Origin of the sequence: Acinetobacter schindleri (genome assembly GCF_010918895.1) — a bacterium.
GTDB lineage: Bacteria > Pseudomonadota > Gammaproteobacteria > Pseudomonadales > Moraxellaceae > Acinetobacter > Acinetobacter schindleri.
In genome coordinates this window covers 885,435-907,098 of the sequence record NZ_CP044483.1, presented here as the reverse complement: position 1 = coordinate 907,098, position 21,664 = coordinate 885,435, and the positions used below count along the sequence as shown (strand labels likewise).

Sequence of the window (21,664 nt, the reverse complement as noted above, 5' to 3'; positions counted from 1 at the left end):
AGTATTTTCAATGACCAGCAGTCCTCATATGGATTTTACAGCTACTGAAAAATTAGCTGTCCCGAATCCAGCCATCCGATCTAAAAAGAAAGTGCAGCCCAAACTCACGGCTTATCGCTTTATGATTTTTTACCGTTTCATACTCGCTGCTTTGGGGGGATATGCTTTAGCCACTTTTGCAGCTATGGCTATTGCTCAGTACTTTAGTGAGTATCAAAGTAGCGCTGCCATGTCCGCCACCATGATCGCTTTTCTTTTACAGACAGGGGCCTTCATCTGGGTATTTATGGTCAATAAAACCCTAAAAGCGACGCTGGGCATTTTGGTTCCAGCTGGGTTGTTCTATATCGCTTACCAGTTTTTAGGGAAATAAGATGAGACCAGATGCAAAACCGGAAGGTCCACGCCAGTCCATGTCATGGCTGCATACTTGGGCCAGTTTAATATTGGGCTGGCTGCTTTATGCGATTTTTCTGACAGGAACATTAAGTTTTTTCCAGAATGAAATTACCATCTGGATGAAACCAGAGTTGCACCAGTCTGTTCCGCAAGCCACCCAGATTGAACAGACCCGAGTGGCACTCGCCTATTTACAGAAAAATCATCCTGATGCGGGTAGCTGGGCCATTCAGCTACCGCATGCTCGTCAGAACTATACTACGCTCAATATCCGTGGCGCTGGCGAAGATCCTCGTGCACGCCGCGGCGGCACACGAATTACTTTGGACAGTGCAACCGGTGAAGTACTAGAAGCACGCGAAACCCGTGGTGGTGGATTCCTGTACCGTTTTCATTTTGATTTATATGGCATGCCACGTATGTGGGCACGCTGGATTGTCGGGATTGCGACTTTACTGATGATGGTTGGGATTATCAGCGGGATTATTACCCATAAGAAAATCTTTAAGGATTTCTTTACCTTCCGGCCAGGTAAAGGGCAACGTTCATGGCTAGATGCACACAATGCAACCGCGGTATTTGCACTTCCCTTCCATATTATGATTACATTCAGTGGCTTATTACTGCTGTTATTTACCATCATGCCTTGGGGAGTAAACCAGATTTATGAAAATCGTGGTGCTTTCCTCCAAGATCAGCGTAAAACTTTAGTTCAGGATAATAGTCAGGAAGCTGAATCTCGTGCAGGTCGTAGCGAACGTGGCGGCGAAATGGCTGGACGTGGTGAAGGGCGTACTGAAGCTAAAGAACGTCGTCCTCATGGCGCTGGTGAAGCACGTGGCGAACGAGGTGAAATGGCAGGTCGCGGTGAAACACGTCGATCTCGTGACGAAAACCCCTCTGCCCGTCCAGCGCCTTTAACCGATCTGGCACCGGTTCTGGCAGCTGCGGACAAAGAATGGAATAACAATCCGGTTGGTACCATCACCATTATTCAGCCAAATACCAGCCAAGCTGAAATCGAATTACGTGCTCTGAATGGCATCAGTGTTGCCTATCGTAGCGTGTACCCAAGTCTGGAATTCAACGGCGTAACCGGTGCGCTCAAACTGGATCAAACTGAACTAAAAACACCCTCAGTCGCGAATGGCATCTATAACGTGGTGACTTCACTGCATGAAGCGCGCGGTGTGGATCTCGCCCTGCGCTGGTTACTGTTCCTGTCCGGTATTGTCGGCACATTGATGATCGCTACTGGTCTGATTCTATGGTGTGTGAAACGCGCACCGCAACAGCAGAAACAAGGCTATAAATCTTTTGGTTATCGTACGGTGGAAGTGACCAATATCGCAGCAATTATCGGTTTGCCTATTGCCTGTGCCGCTTACTTCTATGCCAATCGTTTTATTCCGGTGGAACTGGAAATGCGTGCCAACTGGGAAATCCGTACCTTTTTTATAGTATGGGTGCTGACTTTCTTCTATACCATGATCCGAACGCATCGTCAGGCCTGGTTAGAGCTGCTGGCACTGGCAACTGCTTTATTTGCCCTGCTTCCGTTCATAAATGTCCTGACCGGTGGACAGCCAATCTGGAATACTATAGCGAATGGTCAATGGGTTATTGCGAGCTTTGATCTGGCTATGTGGCTACTAGCTGTTGTGTTCTGGCTTGCCTTTAAGAAAGTGAAAAATCACCAAGGCCTGCCTGCTAAAAAAGCCAAGACTACAGCTGTGGAGACTGAAGTATGATGTTCTTCTTATTCATCTGGTCTGTATCTGCACTAGGGTTTATTGCCCTGGCTGCTTCAATGTCTAAGCATCAAAAACAGATATTTGGCAAAGAACTGGATGCTGGTAAAACCCGACTAGCCACGCTTGCTGGCTGGGGACTGCTGATCATTGCGCTAATTTTTTGCCTGTTTAGCGGTACGATCAGCAATATGTTCAGCTATTGGCTAGGTAGTCTGACTTTTGCAGCATTAGCAGTTGGCCTGAGCCTGACTTACTTTGAATCAAAAATTAAAATAATCAGTATTGGCTTTGTGCTCATTGCATTCATTTCTAGACTAATTTGCGTATTTTAAGCTCAATTTAATTTCTTTTATAAAAAAGCCAGTCTTCGGGTTGGCTTTTTTATTTTGAACCTTTTAATCTACATGCAAAGATTTTTGAGATTTTGACATGACCGAGCGTGTTTCTCCCCCTGCCACTCTGGCAAACCGCGCACTAGCAGGCAATGCCGAAGCACAATTTGAACTTGCCGAACTATATATGCACAGCGAGCATGAAGATGACATTATCCTGGCTGAAGAATGGGCACTAAAAGCAGCGAACGGCGGTCTGGTTGAAGCCATGTACTGGCTCGGTGAAGGTTATACGGTTTATGCCAAAGAAATTGCGGAGGAAGACCCGGAAGATTCTAAATCTCACTTTGAGTTAGCCTATTACTGGCTCAGCAAAGCCAATTTCGAAAAACACCCAGCGGCGACTTTAGAACTGGCAGGTTTTTATCGTCGTGGTGATGTGGTTGAAAAAGATGTCGAAAAATCTATTGCACTGGTGAAACAGGCAGCTGAATGGGGTGAAGTTCAGGCCATGCGTGACCTTGCCTTTATCTATGCCAATGGTTTGGGTGTGGTAGCAGATGACATACAGGCAGATTACTGGACACAAAAAGCAGACGAAGCTGAGCAGGAAATAGAATAAAGAAGAAGCCCATCAGATGATGGGCTTTTTTATAAGAATTAAATTGATTTAAACTTTTAAAAGAATATTTATTTTTCAAAATATTTTGCAAATTTTCTTATTAGTCAGATATTAAACAATTTCAGATTGGAACCAAATTAATTTCCAAGTACAATACCCCGCTAGTCGAGGGATGCTGCGACGTTTTACAGGTACGAAATGTAAAAGCGCCAGGCTCGACGATCGGTCCCTCTTTTTCCAGACAGACCAACAACGGCATCCGCGAACTGAATGATCAATTATTGTTTTTTATAAGGAGATCGTGATGAACGCGGTTAATGCTTCATTTACAGATTATAAAGTTGCCGATATTTCACTGGCTGACTACGGCCGTAAAGAAATCAAACTTGCAGAAGCTGAAATGCCAGCCCTAATGGGTCTGCGTAAGCGTTACTCTGCTGCTAAACCACTTGCTGGCGCTAAAATTTTGGGTTGTATCCACATGACAATCCAAACAGCTGTTCTTATCGAAACTTTGGTAGAACTGGGTGCTGAAGTTCGTTGGACATCTTGTAACATCTTCTCAACTCAAGACCACGCTGCTGCTGCCATTGCTGCGTCTGGTGTTCCAGTATTTGCTTGGAAAGGCGAAACTGAAGAAGAATACATGTGGTGTCTTGAACAACAAATCAATGTAAACGGCACACCTTGGGATGCTAACATGATTCTGGATGATGGCGGTGACTTAACTGCACTTGTTCATGAAAAATATCCAGAAGTTCTAGCGAAAATCCATGGTATTACTGAAGAAACGACTACAGGTGTTCAACGTCTGCTTGAAATGTGGAAAGACGGTTCACTTAAAGTGCCTGCAATCAACGTAAATGATTCAGTAACTAAATCTAAGAACGACAACAAATACGGTTGCCGTCACTCACTGAACGATGCCATCAAACGTGCTACAGATATGCTTTTATCTGGCCGTCGTGCACTTGTCATTGGTTACGGTGACGTAGGTAAAGGTTCTGCACAATCGCTTCGTCAAGAAGGCATGATCGTACGTGTTTCTGAAATCGACCCAATCTGTGCAATGCAAGCATGTATGGACGGTTACGAAGTTGTATCTCCATACAAAAATGGCGTGCAAACAGGTAAGAAAGAAGACGTAAATGCTGACCTTCTTTTAAACACTGACTTGATCGTAACAACGACGGGTAACTACCACGTATGTGATGCTGCAATGCTTGATACATTAAAAGCAGGTGCTGTGGTATGTAACATCGGTCACTTCGACACTGAAATCGACACCAACTACTTACGTGGTTACAAGTGGGTTGAAGTTAAGCCACAAGTACACCAAGTGTATCGTTCAGAAAACGAAAATGATTACCTGATCCTTCTTTCTGAAGGTCGTCTGGTGAACCTTGGTAATGCAACAGGTCACCCTTCACGTGTGATGGATGGTTCATTTGCTAACCAAGTCTTGGGTCAAATGCATTTATTCGCTGAGAAATTTGCTGATCTACCTGAAGATCAAAAACAAGCAGCGATTCGCGTTGAACTGCTTCCTAAGAAATTAGATGAAGAAGTTGCGGCAGCCATGGTTGCAGGCTTTGGTGGTGTGTTAACGCAGTTAACGCAAGAACAAGCGGATTACCTTGGCGTAGCTGTTGAAGGTCCGTTTAAGTCTGACGCTTATAAATATTAATTAGCCCTCACCCCATCCCTCTCCCATAGGGAGAGGGTGAAACTCTCAAGTCATTTACATCTCAGGTTTTATTTATGACATGTAAATAATTTGATTCAAAACCCTGTGTTATTCAGTAATGAATACTCCTCTCCCTTTGGGAGAGGTCAGGGAGAGGGTGAATAAAAAGTATTTATAAAAAGGATTTAAACATGTCGAAACAGATTCCAATTTCTTTTGAGTTCTTCCCAACCAAAACTGATGCTGGGGCGGAAAAACTCAAAGTAGTTCATCAAGAACTACAATTGTTAAACCCAGAATTCTTCTCTGTGACTTATGGTGCCGGTGGTTCAACTCGTGAACGCACCTTGTCCACATTGGCTGATTTCAATGGTAAAGGGACGCCAGTTGCCCCTCACCTTTCATGTATTGGTGATAGCAAAGAACGTATTGCAGAATTACTGGATTTATATAAATCTCAGGGTATCAACCGTATTGTTGCACTGCGTGGTGATTTACCATCAGGTCAAGTCGGTTTAGGTGAACTACCATACGCGCAAGATTTGGTTCGTTTTATCCGTGAACATTCAGGTGATCATTTCCATATTGAAGTGGCAGCTTACCCTGAAATGCATCCACAAGCAGACAACTTTGACGCTGATATCAAACGTTTCTGTGAAAAAGCCCATGCTGGTGCCAATGCTGCACTCACACAGTTCTTCTTTAATCCAGATGCATATTTCTACTTTGTAGAACGTATCCAAAAAGAAGGTGTAAATATTCCTGTTGCACCAGGGATTATGCCAATTACCAATGCCAGCAATTTAATCCGCTTTGCCGATGGTACAGGTGCAGAGATTCCACGCTGGATTCGCAAGCAATTGGCAACTTATGGTGACGATACTGCGTCCATCAAAGCATTTGGTCATGAAGTGATCGTTAAACTTTGCGAACGCCTGATTGCTGGCGGTGCACCAAGCCTGCACTTCTACACCATGAACACCACTGACCCTACACGTCAACTTGTAAAAGACTTAGGTCTTGCATAAGTTTTGAGGCGGTATTTTCCCTCCTTAATTTATCCCTTTGGGAGCAATACAGAGGGGGCGTAAAAAAATACCGTCTTGTTTTGTTCCACTTGAGAGTAACCCTTAAATGCCACGTTTTTTTATTGAAGCAGACTTAAATGTTGATTCCACGGTTGAGTTAACTGAAACCGTTTTTCATCATTGGGTGAAGGTATTACGTGCTCAAGTCGGTGAAAAAGCTACCCTGTTCAATGGGCAAGGTGGTGAATATGAAGTTGAACTTGTAGAAGTTGCCAAAAAGTCAGCTAATATACAGGTTAATAGCTTTAACCCAAGCAACCGCATGCCAAAATTCAAAGCTTTACTGGGACAGGTCATGAGTAAGGGCGACCGTATGGATTATGCCATTCAAAAAGCGGTTGAACTTGGTGTCTCAGAAATTCAGCTTTTAACCTCTGAGCGCTGCGAAATGCGCCTCAAGTACGATCGTGACCAAAAAAAGCTCGATCACTGGCAAGCTATTGCTACGGCAGCCTGCGAACAATGTGGTTTGAATATTGTTCCAAAAATTCTCCCTCCGATGTCACTAGAAAACTGGTTGCAAAGTGAACTTCCTCAAACCAAGCTCGTGTTGGCTCCAAACAAAGATGAAGTGGATGTTCTTTACAATGCAACGCCAGACTTGGCATTACTCATTGGCCCAGAGGGTGGACTCAGTGAGGCTGAAATCTCTGCTGCCAATACTCAGGGATTTGTGAACTGGTGTATTGGTGAACGTGTTCTGCGTACCGAAACTGCGCCTGTCGTAGCTTTATCTATTTTGAACTACAAATTTTAATTTCTCTCAATGATCAATTTTACTTTATCGCATTTGTAAAAATTTGTGGGGCTTTTGATTGATTTTTATATATTGGCACTTTAGTCTTAATAAGATAAAAATGAATGACCTATTAAATGATAAAAGTTACTTATTTAAGGGGCTTAATAAAAACAATGCAGTACCACCCTTACGTAGATTAAAGGCATCTTAATCATGATTCATAATCAGGATGATTATATTCAGCAGCAGCTAAACAGTGCACAAATCGTGAATACGATTCGTCACAGTCGATACTTTTTAATTAGTATCCTGCTGGTATGTCTTTATATCTTCTGTATTTACCAGTTACATTATCATCCGGCAGACAATTACCTGAATCTCTGGTTTATTCTTACCGAGATGGTGGTCTGTATGTGCTGGCTGATCAGTACCGTCTACTTTAAACCGAATGAATTTAAGCTGGAAACTGCTCACCGCTGGCTACAATTCCAGTGTTTACTGGTAGGTATCTGTATTTCAACTGGGATTTTTACCCTGTATGTTCATTTACCGAGTGTAAATCCATCTTTTGAACTGATTGAAGCACTGACCCTGACTGGCTTGCTGATTATGGTGACTCAAGCTTTTGGTCTCACCTATCTCACGCAAAAACTGAGTTATTTCTGCCTGATATTCTTGCCGTCCCTGGTCCCATTCTTCTTTCTGCAGATCACGGAATCCTCTTCACTTAATCCGTTTTTCAGTCTGGCATTGAACTTTTCTGTCATTGTAATTTTGCTGTGTGCCAATAGTACTTACCGTATTCATCAACGTACTTCACGTCTATATGCAGAGAATAATCTGTTGGTGACAAATGCTGAACAGCAAGTTACCTGGACTGATGAACTGTGTAAACAGTTACAAACTGAAGTGAATAAATCCAAAGATATCGAACTTCAGTTACAGCTCAATAATCAGCTACTGGAACAAAAAGTGCGGGAACGTACTTATGATATCGAGCAGATTAATATTGCCTTACAGGACCAGCATCAGAACCTAGAACTTGCGCATGAAATTGCGGGCATCCGCCCGTGGGACTGGAACATTAAAGATCGAACCATTACCCTGACGACACATACACAAGAAAAAATCCAGCGTAGTTCTGGTGAGCATCAGGCACAACTACATCATCTGATCCATCCAGATGATCTTCATCATTTCAAAGATATGATGAAACAGCATTTACGCGGTCAGGTAGAACGCTATGAAGCCACCTACCGCATCCAGAATACCCAAGGGGTATGGGGCTGGGTTCATGATATCGGGCGTGTCATCAGCCGTGATCCAAAAACCAATAAACCTGTACGCATGGTCGGTATTCGCCGTGACATTCAGCAGGAACGTAATTCTCAGGAAGGATTAAAACTTGCAGCCAGCGTATTAGAGCAAGCGGCTGAAGGTATCTTTATACTCAATCAAGAGCTGAGCTATATCGAAGTGAATCCTTTTTTCGAGCAACTTTCTGGTTTTGAACGTCAGCAAATTCTGGGCAAGCACCTGTTTGATATTACGGTAAATACCAAATCTCAGCAGCGCAGTGTACATGCCAATATCATCAAGCAGGTCATGAAGATTGGTTCTTTTGATGGCGAACTTAATGAAAAATTCTTGTCCGGCAAAGAGATGCCACTATGGCTGCATATCAATGCCATTATGGATGATGAAGGCCGTATCACCCACTATATCGGGATTGTGTCAGACCTGACTGAACGTAAGCTTCAGGAACAGCGTCTGTCTTATCTGGAAAATTATGACACCCTGACCGACTTACCAAATCGTTTCTATTATAACTATCAGCTGCACCAGTACCTGGTGACACAAAAAGATTCCATCAAGCAGATGGCGGTGATTCGAATCAATATCGACCGTTTCCGTCCGCTGAATGAATATCTGAGCAACAACGGTGGTGATGAGTTATTACGTCAGGTGGCACAGCGCTTACGCTTAACCAATGCTGAAGCCATGTTTGTTGCGCATTTGAATGGCGATGACTTTGCCATTCTGTATGAAATCTCGCATATTCGCCCTTCCGTGCAGGAACATTGTGAGCATATTGCGAAAGCCTTTAGCCAGCCATTCAATATCTTTGGTCAGGACTATGAAATTACGCTTTCAATGGGGGTAGCTTTCTATCCAGATCATGGCCGTCAGCTGGACTATCTCAATAACTGTGCCGAACAGGCACTGAGTGAAGCCAAGAATCTCGGTGGGAATACCATTCACTTTTATTCAAGTGAAAATACTGCCCTGCTGGAACAAGGAATTTTCATTGAACGCGATCTGCGTAAAGCCATCCAGAATGGTGAACTGATCGTCTATTATCAGCCGAAGATCAATCTTAATGACCAGAAGATCTACGGTTTTGAAGCCTTAATCCGCTGGAATCATCCGGAGAAAGGTATTATTCCACCGGGGATGTTTATTCCACTAGCAGAACAGACCAGTATGATTTCGGAAATCGGTCAACTGGTGATACAGCAAACGGCAAAGCAGATCCGTAAATGGAATGACCAGGGTTTCCATAATATCTGTGTTTCAGTGAATATTGTGGCGCAGCAACTCCGCCGCGGCCAGTTACTGGATGATCTGGATGAAGCGATCAAACTGAACTGCATTTCTGGTTCGAATCTGGAACTGGAAATTACCGAATCTTCATTAGTAGAAAATTCTGAAACCGTAATGAATGTGCTGAATCAGATCAAGGAACGTGACATCAACATTTCCCTGGATGACTTTGGTACGGGCTATTCGTCCCTGTCTTATCTGGCAGAGTTCCCAATCGATATTTTAAAGATTGACCGCAGTTTTGTATCCAAAATTGGTGAAGCCAAACAGGATGCTATTGTCAGTGCAATGGTTGCAATGGGCAAAGCCATGGGAATGAAAGTAGTAGCTGAAGGTATTGAGACAGAGCAGCAGCTAGATTTCCTGCGTCAACTCGGTTGTGATATTGCACAGGGCTATCTGTTTTCCAAGCCGCTTCCTGAACAGCAAGCGACCGAATTTCTTGAACAAAATATGACACCTGAGACTTATACCTATCAGGTATAAATCCAGACCTAAGACCAATTATTTCTTCAAAAAACGGGTGCGTTTGGCTGGGCTAAGCGCACAACTAGTGATATATTCTCCTGTATTCCGCGGTTATGTTACCTGCAATTGGGTAATTATTGATAGATCGAGAGACTAATGGACGAACAATCTTTAAAACAACAGGCACTGTACTACCACGAATTTCCTACCCCCGGCAAAATCAGCGTCACCCCAAGCAAACAACTCGTTAACCAACATGATTTAGCACTAGCTTACTCTCCAGGTGTTGCAGCGCCATGTTTGGAAATTGAAAAAGACCCATCTAAAGCAGCGCTGTATACAGCACGTGGTAACCTGGTTGCGGTAGTAAGTAATGGTACAGCAGTTCTTGGCCTGGGTAACATTGGTCCTTTAGCATCTAAACCGGTTATGGAAGGTAAAGGCGTCCTGTTCAAGAAATTTGCTGGCGTCGACGTATTCGATATCGAAATCGCAGAAAATGATCCAGACAAAATTGTCGACATCGTTGCAGCATTAGAACCGACTTTTGGTGGTATTAACCTCGAAGATATTAAAGCACCAGAATGTTTCTATATTGAACAGAAACTTCGTGAACGCATGAACATTCCGGTGTTCCACGATGACCAGCATGGTACATCAATCATTGTAGGTTCAGCATTACTCAATGCTTTAATTATCAATGGTAAAAAAATTGAAGAAATCAAGATCGTAGCATCTGGTGCAGGCGCTGCTGCATTGTCTTGCTTGAACCTTCTTTGTGCACTAGGCGCGAAGAAAGAAAATATCATCGTTGCTGACTCACGTGGTTTATTGACTACAAAACGTGAAGGCTTAGATGAATCGAAAAAAGCGTATGTACAAGACATCGAAGGTACCCAGCTTGCTGACGTAATGGACGGCGCAGATATGTTCTTGGGTCTGTCTGCTGCAGGCATTCTGACTCAAGACATGGTCAAGAAAATGGCCAAAGATCCAATCATCTTTGCCTTGGCTAACCCGGATCCGGAAATTTTGCCAGAACATGCCCATGAAGCACGTTCAGACGTGATCATGGCAACTGGCCGTTCAGACTATCCGAACCAGGTGAATAACGCACTTTGCTTCCCATACATCTTCCGTGGTGCACTCGACGTTGGTGCAACCACCATTAACGAAGAAATGAAGATTGCTTGTGTACACGCGATTGCACGTATGGCACATGTCGAAGCAGATGCTGCATCTTATGGTGAAAAATCAGCATCATTTGGTCGTGATTACTTAATTCCTCGCCCACTGGATCAACGTTTGATTTTAGAGATTGCGCCAGCAGTTGCTAGAGCAGCGATGGATTCTGGCGTAGCAACACGTCCAATTCAAGACTTCTCTGTATATCATCAACGTTTGTCTGAGTTTGTTTATAACTCAGCATTTATGATGAAACCGATTTTTGCTCAAGCAAAATCAGATCCTAAGCGTATTGCATATGCGGAAGGTGAAGATCTTCGTGTACTTCGTGCTGTACAAATTGCAGTGGATGAAGGCATGGCGAAGCCAATCTTGGTGGGCCGTACAGCAGTAATTGAAGCAAATATCAAAAAATTGGGCTTACGCTTAGAAAACGGGGTAAACATCACCATCGTTGACCAAGAAAAGAATCCAGACTACGAGAAATTTGCCGATGACTACTACAGCATTATGCAGCGTAAAGGGGTAACACCAGAATACGCACAACGTGAAGCTCGTCGTCGCTCAACACTTATCGCATCTATGCTTGTCAAACACGGCCTTGCAGACGGTATGTTATGTGGTACGTACTCAAGCTACGACATCCACTTGGACTTCGTCAGCAATATCATTGGTAAAAAAGACGGTCACAATACCTTCTTTACTTTGAATGCCTTGATGCTTGAAGAGCGTAACCTGTTTATTGCAGATACCTATATCAACCGTAATCCAACTGCTGAACAGCTTGCTGAGATGACCATTCTTGCTGCTGAAGAAGTACGTCGTTTCGGTATGACACCACGTATTGCGCTATTGTCTCACTCTAGCTTCGGTTCTGACCAGAACGATGCCAGTGCACAGAAAATGCGTAAGGTCTACGACATTCTGTCTGAGATTGCGCCTGAACTAGAAGTTGAAGGTGAAATGCATGGCGATGCGGCACTGGATGAAAATATCCGCCAGTTTGCTTATCCGAACTCACGCTTCAAAGGTGCTGCGAACCTGTTGATCATGCCAAACTTGGATGCAGCTAACATTTCGTTTAACCTGTTAAAAGCAACTTCTGGTAACAATGTGACCATTGGCCCGATTTTACTGGGTGCAGCGAAACCAGTTCATATTTTAACGCCGACAGCGACTACACGCCGTGTCGTGAATATGACTGCTTTGACTGTTGCAGAAATCCAACAAGCGGAACAAGACGCCCTGTAAGCAAACGCGGCGAACGCCGAGTTTCTTGACTTGAGAAAACCTCTATTCTGTAGCATGATGCTTCTAAGAATAGAGGTTTTTTCATGCAAGTTTATTTAGTAGGCGGTGCAGTTCGGGATCATTTGCTCGGACACCCCTATCACGAAAAAGATTATGTAGTGGTGGGCGCAAGCCCCAATCAAATGCTCAATCTGGGCTATCAGCCGGTTGGGAAGGATTTTCCTGTATTTTTGCATCCTGAAACAAAAGAAGAATATGCATTAGCACGTACCGAACGTAAATCCGGCACTGGTTATCATGGTTTTGAATTCCATACCGATACCAGCGTCACGCTTGAACAGGACTTGATCCGTCGCGACCTGACGATCAATGCCATGGCCATGGATGAAGCCGGTCATGTGCATGATCCCTATAATGGTCAACAGGATCTTGCTGACCGCGTTTTACGTCATGTTTCTGATGCTTTTATTGAAGATCCACTCCGCGTATTACGTGTAGCGCGCTTTGCTGCGCGTTATCATGCAATGGGCTTCCATGTTGCCACAGAAACACTCGATTTGATGCGTCAACTCACTGAATCAGGGGAATTAAATACGCTAACACCTGAACGGGTCTGGAAAGAAACATCCCGTGCCCTGATGGAATCACATGCGGATATTTATTTTGAAGTATTACGCAGCTGTGGTGCATTAAAAGTACTGTTCCCAGAAATTGATGCCCTGTTCGGCGTCCCGCAACGTCCGGAATATCATCCGGAAATTGACTGCGGTATTCATACCATGATGTCGCTACAACAGGCTTGTCGCCAGAACTATGATTTGGATGTACGTTTTGCTGTTCTGGTGCATGACTTAGGTAAAGCCTTAACACCTGCCGAGGAATTGCCACGTCATATCATGCACGAAGAGCGTGGTGTACAGCCGGTAACTGAATTGTGCGAACGTTTCAAAGTACCAACTTATACCAAACAACTGGCAATTGCAGTCTGTAAAGAACATTTAAAATGTCATCAGGCACTCAATCTGAAACCAGGTACTTTATGGCGGCTATTGCAGCGTCTGGATGTATTACGTCGCCCGGAACGTGTAGAAGCTTTTGTGCAAGCCTGTGAATGTGATTCTCGTGGCCGTTTAGGTCTGGAAGACCGTGCCTATCCACAAGCGCAATATGTGCGGGAAGCCATGCAAGTGGTTCGTGGCATCAAGGCTCAGGATTTACCAGCAGATATTCAAGGTCCTGATATTGGCGAGATGCTGATTGAACGTCGTATCCATGCCTTAGCCGAGCTGAAAGAACGCCATACTGCCTTAATTTAAGAAAGCTCCTTCGGGAGCTTTCTTCTTTGTATATATTGATATCTAAAATACTTTTATTCTGCGCACTTATATTCATATTCAAAATTATTAGAATTCATTGACCTCACCTTCCGCCTAAAATCAGGTTATCTCTCTTTCGCTTCTATCTTGATAAAAACTTATGAATTTTCTGATTCGTCCTTTGCAACTTGAACAGGATTTGTATGCAATCCATGCACTTACTACACAACTTGGCTATCTCACCACAGTAGAAAATATTCAGCAGCGCTGGCAACGCATTCATCAGGATGTGAATGATTTGACGCTGGTCGTTGAACATGAACAACAGGTCATAGGCTATGCAGGTTTAATTCAGGAATACACCTGGGAATTTGATGGGGGATATTTGCGAATTCAGGCTTTTGTAGTTGATCAGGCTCATCGCGGGCAAGGTGTGGGGAAAAAGTTCATTGCAGCGATTGAAAAGTTGGCTAAACAGCGTGATTTAAAATTGATACAAGTAAATAGCGGCAATCGTGAGGAACGTTTAACTGCACATGCTTTTTATCAAAATCTGAGTTTTGATGCTTACAGTATCGGTTTTCGAAAATATCTGGCTTAATCAGCCTGCTCAGATAACAGGCTGATTAGATCAGGAGAATCAGGAAATATCTGCCGGGAAAGTAATGACTTTCTCAAGCTTCATCTGATTGGTGACAATCATCAACAGACGATCCACCCCAAGTGCGATCCCGGAACATTCCGGCATATTCGGTAAAGCAGCCAACAGATACTCATCAATCGGCATGACATGTAAACCGAGAGAGCTACGCTCTACATTATCTGCTTCAAAGCGTGAGCGTAACACTTCCGCATCAATCAGCTCATCATAGGCATTCGCCAGTTCCAGACCTTCTATATAAAGTTCGAAACGTGCTGCAACCAGTTCACCATCTTCATTGAGTTTGGTTTTTGCTAATGAAGCAAGTTCAGGCGGGAAATCGGTCAGAAATACCGCTGTGTCAAATCCCAAGCTCGGTTCCACCATATGCGAGAACAACAGGTCAATATAGGCCAGACGATCCTGCCCCAGATCCAGATTTAAACCGACTCGACGGCAGCAGTCTTTCAATTCCTGTAAAGTTGCCTGTAAGGGATTCAGATCTAGTCGATCCATAAAAGCATGCTTATAGCTCAGTACCGTTGGACGGACTTCACCAAAACGGGCTTTTAATACCACATTTAACAGATCTGAAACTTCAAACATCAGGTCTTTCAGGCTAAAGCCTGGACGATACCATTCCAGCATGGTGAATTCGCTGTTATGTTTACGCCCATGCTCATCATCACGAAACACTTTGCAGATCTGGTAAATCGGGCCACTACCACTTGCCAGCAGGCGTTTCATCGCAAATTCAGGAGAAGTTTGCAGATAATGGGTATTGAGCTTACCCAGTACATGACGTTGTGCTTGCACAGATGCCAGATGCACATCGGTCACACCCGCTTGAGACAAAATCGGGGTTTCTACTTCCAGCACATCACGTTCCGCAAAGAACTGACGCAGCTGTGCGTATAAATGAGCACGTGCGCGCATCGCATTTACATCACAGCTCGGTTGATAAGCAATCGTCATGCTTTCGGCCCTCCATGTGCCGCCCATTCACGACGTAACGGATAGGTCTTACGTAAATGGTCAAAAGCCTGTTGATCGACTTTAGCGTCTTTCAAGCAAGCACGCAGATTGGCATCGTCACGTTGGATATCATAGATTTCACCCAGGTGCTGTTTGAGAGCTGCTTTTAGATCCTGCCCTGCAAAATATTGCACACATTCTGGTAACTGGCTTTCAAACCGCTTATTAATCTCATATCCAAAATGACGACAGAAAGCCTCATAGATCATTTGTGTACCACGCGCCTTACCTTCCAGACTATAACCAGCAATATGTGGCGTTACCAAGCTGGCCAGATCCAGCACTTCAGCCGAAATCACCGGTTCATGTTCAAATACGTCCAGTACCACCTGACGCTGAGTTACCCTGATATCAGCGGTTAATGCTGCTTCTTCAACAACTGGTCCACGCGCTGAATTGATCAGGATGGTTTCAGGCTTCATTTGGGCAAAGGCATCTGCATTGATCATATGATAAGTCGGATGCTCACCCTGTTTGGTCAAAGGAACATGAATACTGATCGCATCGGATTGCGCCAATAAGCTTTGTAGATCAACCTGTTCAATATGGTCTCTTTGTACAAAAGGATCACAACCGATCACACGCCAGCCTAGCAGATCTGCCATATAAGCCAGTCGCGTGCCTACGTTGCCTAGCCCAATAATTCCCAAGGTAAAATTGGGGCCAGCATCTAGGAGTGCTGGACGAAGTTTTAATAAGGCAGTAATCACGTACTCAGCTACGGCTTGGGCATTACAACCAGCCGCATTGCTCCAGGTAATCCCATGCTGTTCAAGTGCAGCAATATCCAGATGATCCGTACCAATCGTGGCACTACCAACAAACCTGACTGGGCTGCCTTCCAGTAGCTGTGAATTGACTTTGGTCACTGAACGCACCAGTAAGACATCTGCATCCTGCATATCTGCCGCAGTCAGTGTACGCCCTGCACAATGCTGAATCTCGGCAAATTCTGCAAAGAAATAATCGGTAAATGCCAGATTTTCATCTGCGACAATTTTCATAATGCCTTCCAACAACACAATGCCGTTATCTTAACGCGTGATGCTGCTGATGACCATTCAGTTATGTGGACTTCTATTTTCTTAAGTGATTAAAAAAACCGAAGACTGGCTTCGGTTTAAGTAGAAAAAAACATTAACAGTTTAGGAAGCCGCAGATACAACATGATCAATAATACCCTGCGCATTGAGCGCGGCAATTTCTTCGGGTCTACGGAACTGGGACAGAATCTGCTGGGTATGTTGTCCCAGTTTTGGCGGTGCATGACGATATTGTACAGGTGTATCCGACAGCTTGATCGGTGAACCAATCATTTTAAAATGAGCGTTTAAAGGATGCGGTAAATCTACCAGCATTTCCCGCGCAGCAACTTGGGGCTCATTCAAAGCATCTTCAATCGAGTTAATCACACCGACGGGGACTTTGACCGCGTGAATGGCATCGACCCAGTCTTTGGCATTCTTTGCAAGAAAATATTCTGACAATAAGGGAATCAGTTCATCACGATGTTTCACCCGATCCTGATTGCGCTGGAATTTTTCATCCTGCAAAAGTTCAGGTAACTCAATTGCCATGCATAAATCCCGGAATTGCTTATCATTGCCACAGGCGATAATAAATTCCTTATCTTTAGCTTTAAAGGTTTGATAAGGGACAATATTGGGATGATGATTTCCCATTCGTTTGGGTGCTGTACCTGAAGTTAGATAGTTCATTCCCTGATTGGCCAAAGCGGCTACCTGTACATCCAGCAAAGACATATCGATATATTGACCTTTACCTGTATGATGACGAGCCAACAGCGCAGCCTGAATGGCAATGGTCGCATACAGCCCGGTTTGAATATCCACAACCGCTACACCGACTTTCTGCGCACCACCACCCGGGACATCATCTGCTTCACCGGTAATGCTCATCAGACCTGACATGCCCTGAATAATAAAATCATAACCCGGCTCTTCGGCACGAGGCCCGTGCTGACCAAAGCCAGTAATCGAACAATACACCAGCTTCGGATTAATGGCCTGTAAGCTTTCATAATCCAGCCCATAGCGCGCTAATGCACCCACTTTATAGTTTTCAATCACCACATCGGCAGTTTTGGCAATATCCCGGATGAGTTCCTGTCCTGGTTCAGAGGCAATATCGACAGTGACCGAATATTTATTGCGATTCGCACACTGAAAATAGCCTGCCTCACGAGTATTTTCACCAGATGGTGTTTTCATCCACGGCGGTCCCCACATGCGGGTATCATCCCCCACACCTGGACGTTCAATCTTAATCACTTCAGCACCCAGATCTGCCAGAATTTGCCCACACCATGGTCCTGCCAGCACTCGGCTTAAATCCAGTACGCGTATTCCTTTTAATGCACTCATGCTCATTCCTTTTTCATGGGCCGGGAAACCCAGCCTTTATAACGTTGATGATTACTGACTTGCAGTCGCTGGACGAGTTGGTTTCTTCGCAGTCACCGATCCAACTGAATCGCCATGTTCTGCTTCAGCCAGCTTCACCAGGCTGGACTGTTGTGGATCATATTGACGCTCACGAATGAACAGTCCTGGAATCACCCCGGCAATAAAGTACGCAGTTCCCATCACGATAAATGCCATGGTGAATGAACCACCTGCGGCGATAAAACCGATAGTTGCCGGTGCAATCGCAGCACCTAGACGGCCCATGTTATAGGCCCCACCAATTGCCGTACCGCGTACATCAGTTGAAAAGGTTTCAGCCATATAGGTTGCATTGACACCGTATGGAATTCCGTAAAGGAAACCGAAAGTAATCAATAAGTAGGCAATATTGGTTGGGGTGTTATAGAAAATGATGATTGGCAGGAAAGCCGCTGTACTGACCGTACCAAATACAAAGGTAATACGACGTCCAAATTTATCCGCTGAATAACCAGCAATAATCTTGCCCAGAATCATGGCGGTATAAGCACCGACCATATAGCCAGTCAAGGCTTTGAAATTCATATTGAGTTCAGTTTCCAGATAGGTCGGCATCCAGTTATTGACACCGTAGTAACCAAACTGCAGAAATGCGGCAGTTGTCATCCATAACAGGAACATACGGCGATGCGACTGATGACCAAAGATACGCTTATAAATGCTTTCTGATGGTTGTTGAGCAGTAACTGTTGTTTCTGGATTTTCCAGTTTCAGCGCTTTACGTTTCGCCTGCTCGATTTTCGCTTCCTGCCAGGATGCTGGCTCTGGCACAAAACGCATAAATAGCAATGCAAAAGCAGCGGGAATGATTGTTACATAGAACAGCATGCGCCAGCCATAATCTGGAATAATCGCACCTGCCATCAAAGTCGCCACGATATAACCGACAGTTTGACCCGTCTGTAAGGTACCCAGTACTGTAGTGCGGTATTTGGTCGGTACATATTCTGCCATCAAGGTATTACAGGCCATGTACAGTGAACCCAGGCCGAATGCACCAATAAAGCGAAGTACCATGAATTGCTCATAGCTTTGAGTGAAACCCAAGATACAGGTCATAATTGAGAAAAACACGACTGACCAGGCGATGGTTTTTACCCGTCCAAACTTGTCACATGCCCATCCACCCGTAATCCCGCCAAGTGCCATTCCGGCTAAAGAGGCACTCCCCAGCATTCCGGCCTGAAACGAAGTCAGGCCAAATTCTGCTTTGAGACTGGTCAAGCTAAATGACAGCAGCATGATGTCTACACCATCAATCACCAGAGAGACGAATGCGAAGATAAATGCCAGTTTCCAGGTATGGGCATTAATGCGATGAGCTGTGCCGACATTATTCGGTAGCTTTATACCCAAGGCAACGGCGTCTTGATGGAGACTATTTTGATTTTCGTTGTTCATGTATTACCTCATTTTCCCAAATGAGTCATCGACATTCCTCTGTCTTCAGGTTTACAGCAGCGTTCTTTATTCTTTTTCTGCTTACATCTTATGAACTTCTGCTTATTAATACTGAGAATGACAAGAAAGCTTCACGATGAATCCTTTATTTAAGTTATTGACCGGTTTTTAGGGACAAAAGCCCTAAGGATGCTCAATCCTGAGCATCCCGAATTTAGAAAATAAATTAATTAGAAAAAGCTGCGATACCTGTTTGGGCACGACCGAGAATCAAGGCATGCACGTCATGGGTACCTTCATAGGTATTCACCACTTCCAGGTTGACCAGATGACGTGCCACACCAAATTCATCAGAGATGCCGTTACCGCCCATCATGTCACGCGCAACACGAGCAATATCCAGGGCTTTACCACAGTTATTTCGTTTGATCAGTGAAGTTCCTTCTACCGAAGCAATCCCTTCATCTTTCATACGGCCAAAACGTAAAGCGACCTGTAAGCCAAGCGCAATTTCAGTCTGCATATCCGCCAGTTTTTTCTGAATTAGCTGGTTGGCTGCCAATGGACGACCAAACTGTTTACGGTCCATGGTGTATTGATGCGCCGTATGCCAGCAGAATTCAGCTGCGCCCATCGCACCCCAGGCAATGCCATAACGTGCACTGTTCAGACAGGTAAATGGTCCACGTAAGCCACGAATTTCCGGAAACGCATTTTCTTCTGGAACAAATACATTATCCATTACGATTTCACCGGTGATCGAAGCACGCAGACCCACTTTGCCGTGAATCGCTGGTGCAGATAAACCTTCCCAGCCTTTTTCCAGGATAAAGCCACGAATATCACCGACATTACCTTCAGCAGAGACTTCTTTCGCCCAAACAACAAATACATCGGCAATTGGACTATTGGTAATCCACATTTTTGCGCCAGTTAAGCGGTAACCACCATCAACTTTCTTAGCACGGGTAATCATGCTACCCGGATCTGAACCATGATCTGGTTCAGTCAGGCCGAAACAGCCGATATATTCACCAGTTGCCAGTTTTGGTAAATACTTCTGTTTTTGTTCTTCAGAGCCAAATTCATTGATTGGCACCATCACCAGCGAGCTTTGGACGCTGGCCATAGAACGGTAACCTGAATCGACACGTTCAACTTCACGAGCAATCAGGCCATAACTGACATAATTTAAGCCTGCACCACCGTACTGTTCAGGAATAGTTGGACCTAGCAAGCCGAGCTCACCCATCTCACGGAAAATGGTCTGATCAGTCTGTTCATGACGGAATTGTTCTAATACACGTGGTTGAAGCTTCCCCTGACAATAAGCGTGTGCAGATTGCATAATCATGCGCTCTTCTTCTGTCAGTTGCTGCTCCAGTAAAAATGGGTCTTGCCAGTCAAAATAGTTTTTCTGGACTTTTTTTGTATTGACCATTTGATTCATCGCATCCTCTGCTTAGCTGTCTATTGTTCTCAATCTTCTGACTTGATCCTAGGCAGGAATGAAACAGCTTTCAAACGAGTATTTAGCATGTAGATATGCGTTAATTGCATAACTGAGATATGAGGCTTTTAATCAACATACTTGTAAGCCTGATTAACTCAATGCTGTAGACCAAAGTTGTATATAGGTTTAAGTTTAATATGTCATTTTGTGATAGGACGATATTTTCAGGGAGGAAATTATGCGCCGAAAAATCCCTTCTACCCAAAGCCTCATGTGCTTCGAATCTGCAGCACGCCATGCCAGTTATACCCATGCTGCACAGGAGCTATTTCTGACGCAGAGTGCAATCTCACGTCAGATCCAGCATCTGGAAGAATTACTCGAGGTACAATTGTTTAGCCGTACGCGTCATGGTGTGGAACTGACCGCAGCAGGACAGCAATATTATGAAAGTATCAAACCTTTATTAATAAGTCTGGAACAAGCTACGCTGGATGTCATAGAACATAAAGGTCAAGGCGGTACGCTGAAACTGGGGGTTGTTCCTACTTTTGCAACCCGGTGGCTATTACCTAAGCTACATCGTTTCCAGCAGCGTCATCCGGAAATTACTGTACATCTGGAAACCAGCACACGCCCCTTCCTGTTTCATGAAACCATCTTCGATGCTGCCATTTATGCAGGTACACCAGAACAGGTCGCACAGTGGCCCGGGATTACCAGCCATTTCCTGATGCATGAAGATGTGGTTGCTGTCTGTTCACCCAGTCTCATCAAAACACATTTAAAAATGAATGTAACAGCTGATACACCACATTTAATACTGAGTGCTGAACAGTTATTACAGTTACCGCTTTTACAACAGACGACTCGCCCCACAATCTGGCAGGACTGGTTCGAATTGCATCAGGTAAAACATCCAAATCCTTTAGGCGGACAGCGGCATGAATTATTTTCTATGCTGGCCGTTGCAGCCAAACATGATATGGGAATGGCCTTGATTCCGCAGATGTTAATTGAAACAGAACTCGCTAATGGAGAACTGGTGAAAATTTCCGATCAGAAACTGGAACGACGCCGGGCCTATCACCTGATTCATGCTCATAATGAACATTCCACGCTCATTTCCAGATTTGTAAACTGGATGAAAGAAGAACTACAGCAAGAACCCATTCAGGCTGATTCTGAAGCCCCATAAAAAAAACCCCAATCTTTCGACTGAGGT

Annotated in this window: 17 protein-coding genes; 12 read left to right on the top strand and 5 right to left on the bottom strand. The window is 44.4% G+C overall.

Going from position 1 to position 21,664, the window contains the following annotated elements:
• The first annotated feature begins 28 nt into the window (after positions 1-28).
• The 11 genes from FSC11_RS04425 (at position 29) to FSC11_RS04375 (ending at position 14,046) form a co-directional block, all read left to right on the top strand.
• On the top strand, positions 29-373 hold the full coding sequence (locus tag FSC11_RS04425; protein ID WP_163165381.1) for a hypothetical protein: 345 nt from the start codon (positions 29-31) through the stop codon (positions 371-373).
• A gap of 1 nt (position 374) precedes the next feature.
• Positions 375-2,150 (top strand): PepSY-associated TM helix domain-containing protein, encoded by a 1,776-nt coding sequence (locus tag FSC11_RS04420; protein WP_163165379.1) that lies wholly within the window; start codon positions 375-377, stop codon positions 2,148-2,150.
• Positions 2,147-2,485: a DUF3325 domain-containing protein gene (locus FSC11_RS04415; protein ID WP_163165377.1), complete on the top strand. Its 339-nt coding sequence runs from the start codon at positions 2,147-2,149 to the stop codon at positions 2,483-2,485. The genes FSC11_RS04420 and FSC11_RS04415 overlap by 4 nt, the downstream gene beginning before the upstream one ends.
• 97 nt (positions 2,486-2,582) lie before the next feature.
• Positions 2,583-3,107: a tetratricopeptide repeat protein gene (locus FSC11_RS04410; protein WP_163165375.1), complete on the top strand. Its 525-nt coding sequence runs from the start codon at positions 2,583-2,585 to the stop codon at positions 3,105-3,107.
• 304 nt (positions 3,108-3,411) lie between these two features.
• Positions 3,412-4,794 (top strand): adenosylhomocysteinase, encoded by a 1,383-nt coding sequence (gene ahcY / locus FSC11_RS04405; protein WP_004814998.1) that lies wholly within the window; start codon positions 3,412-3,414, stop codon positions 4,792-4,794.
• Positions 4,795-4,985: 191 nt separating this feature from the next.
• Positions 4,986-5,822: a methylenetetrahydrofolate reductase [NAD(P)H] gene (metF, locus tag FSC11_RS04400; RefSeq protein WP_163165373.1), complete on the top strand. Its 837-nt coding sequence runs from the start codon at positions 4,986-4,988 to the stop codon at positions 5,820-5,822.
• Between the two features lie 106 nt (positions 5,823-5,928).
• Positions 5,929-6,639, top strand: coding sequence for a 16S rRNA (uracil(1498)-N(3))-methyltransferase (locus tag FSC11_RS04395; protein ID WP_163165371.1), 711 nt, complete (start codon positions 5,929-5,931; stop codon positions 6,637-6,639).
• Positions 6,640-6,834: 195 nt separating this feature from the next.
• Complete coding sequence (locus FSC11_RS04390; RefSeq protein WP_163165369.1) at positions 6,835-9,711, top strand: putative bifunctional diguanylate cyclase/phosphodiesterase; 2,877 nt, start codon at positions 6,835-6,837, stop codon at positions 9,709-9,711.
• Between the two features lie 138 nt (positions 9,712-9,849).
• Positions 9,850-12,129, top strand: a complete 2,280-nt coding sequence (locus FSC11_RS04385) for an NADP-dependent malic enzyme (protein WP_008302352.1) — start codon at positions 9,850-9,852, stop codon at positions 12,127-12,129.
• A gap of 83 nt (positions 12,130-12,212) precedes the next feature.
• Positions 12,213-13,445, top strand: coding sequence for a multifunctional CCA addition/repair protein (locus FSC11_RS04380; protein ID WP_004814992.1), 1,233 nt, complete (start codon positions 12,213-12,215; stop codon positions 13,443-13,445).
• A 160-nt stretch (positions 13,446-13,605) separates the two neighbouring features.
• On the top strand, positions 13,606-14,046 hold the full coding sequence (locus FSC11_RS04375) for a GNAT family N-acetyltransferase (RefSeq protein ID WP_163165367.1): 441 nt from the start codon (positions 13,606-13,608) through the stop codon (positions 14,044-14,046).
• 39 nt (positions 14,047-14,085) lie between these two features.
• Here FSC11_RS04375 and epmA read toward each other — a convergent pair whose 3' ends face one another.
• The 5 genes from epmA to FSC11_RS04350 all read right to left on the bottom strand — a co-directional run bounded on the left by epmA (position 14,086) and on the right by FSC11_RS04350 (position 20,436).
• Positions 14,086-15,060 carry an EF-P lysine aminoacylase EpmA gene (gene epmA / locus FSC11_RS04370; RefSeq protein WP_163165365.1) on the bottom strand — a complete coding sequence of 325 codons (975 nt, stop codon included), beginning with the start codon at positions 15,058-15,060 and terminating at the stop codon, positions 14,086-14,088.
• Positions 15,057-16,124 carry a 4-phosphoerythronate dehydrogenase gene (locus tag FSC11_RS04365; RefSeq protein WP_163165363.1) on the bottom strand — a complete coding sequence of 356 codons (1,068 nt, stop codon included), beginning with the start codon at positions 16,122-16,124 and terminating at the stop codon, positions 15,057-15,059. Before FSC11_RS04365 ends, epmA begins: the two co-directional genes overlap by 4 nt.
• Before the next feature lie 141 nt (positions 16,125-16,265).
• Positions 16,266-17,504, bottom strand: coding sequence for a CaiB/BaiF CoA transferase family protein (locus FSC11_RS04360; protein ID WP_163165361.1), 1,239 nt, complete (start codon positions 17,502-17,504; stop codon positions 16,266-16,268).
• Between the two features lie 51 nt (positions 17,505-17,555).
• A complete protein-coding gene (locus FSC11_RS04355) occupies positions 17,556-18,986 on the bottom strand; it encodes an MFS transporter (RefSeq protein ID WP_163165359.1) in 1,431 nt (476 codons plus the stop codon).
• 226 nt (positions 18,987-19,212) lie between these two features.
• Positions 19,213-20,436 carry an acyl-CoA dehydrogenase gene (locus FSC11_RS04350; protein WP_163165357.1) on the bottom strand — a complete coding sequence of 408 codons (1,224 nt, stop codon included), beginning with the start codon at positions 20,434-20,436 and terminating at the stop codon, positions 19,213-19,215.
• Positions 20,437-20,677: 241 nt separating this feature from the next.
• On the opposite strand from FSC11_RS04350, the gene FSC11_RS04345 reads away from it, so the two are divergent.
• On the top strand, positions 20,678-21,637 hold the full coding sequence (locus FSC11_RS04345) for a LysR substrate-binding domain-containing protein (protein WP_163165355.1): 960 nt from the start codon (positions 20,678-20,680) through the stop codon (positions 21,635-21,637).
• Positions 21,638-21,664 lie beyond the last annotated feature (27 nt).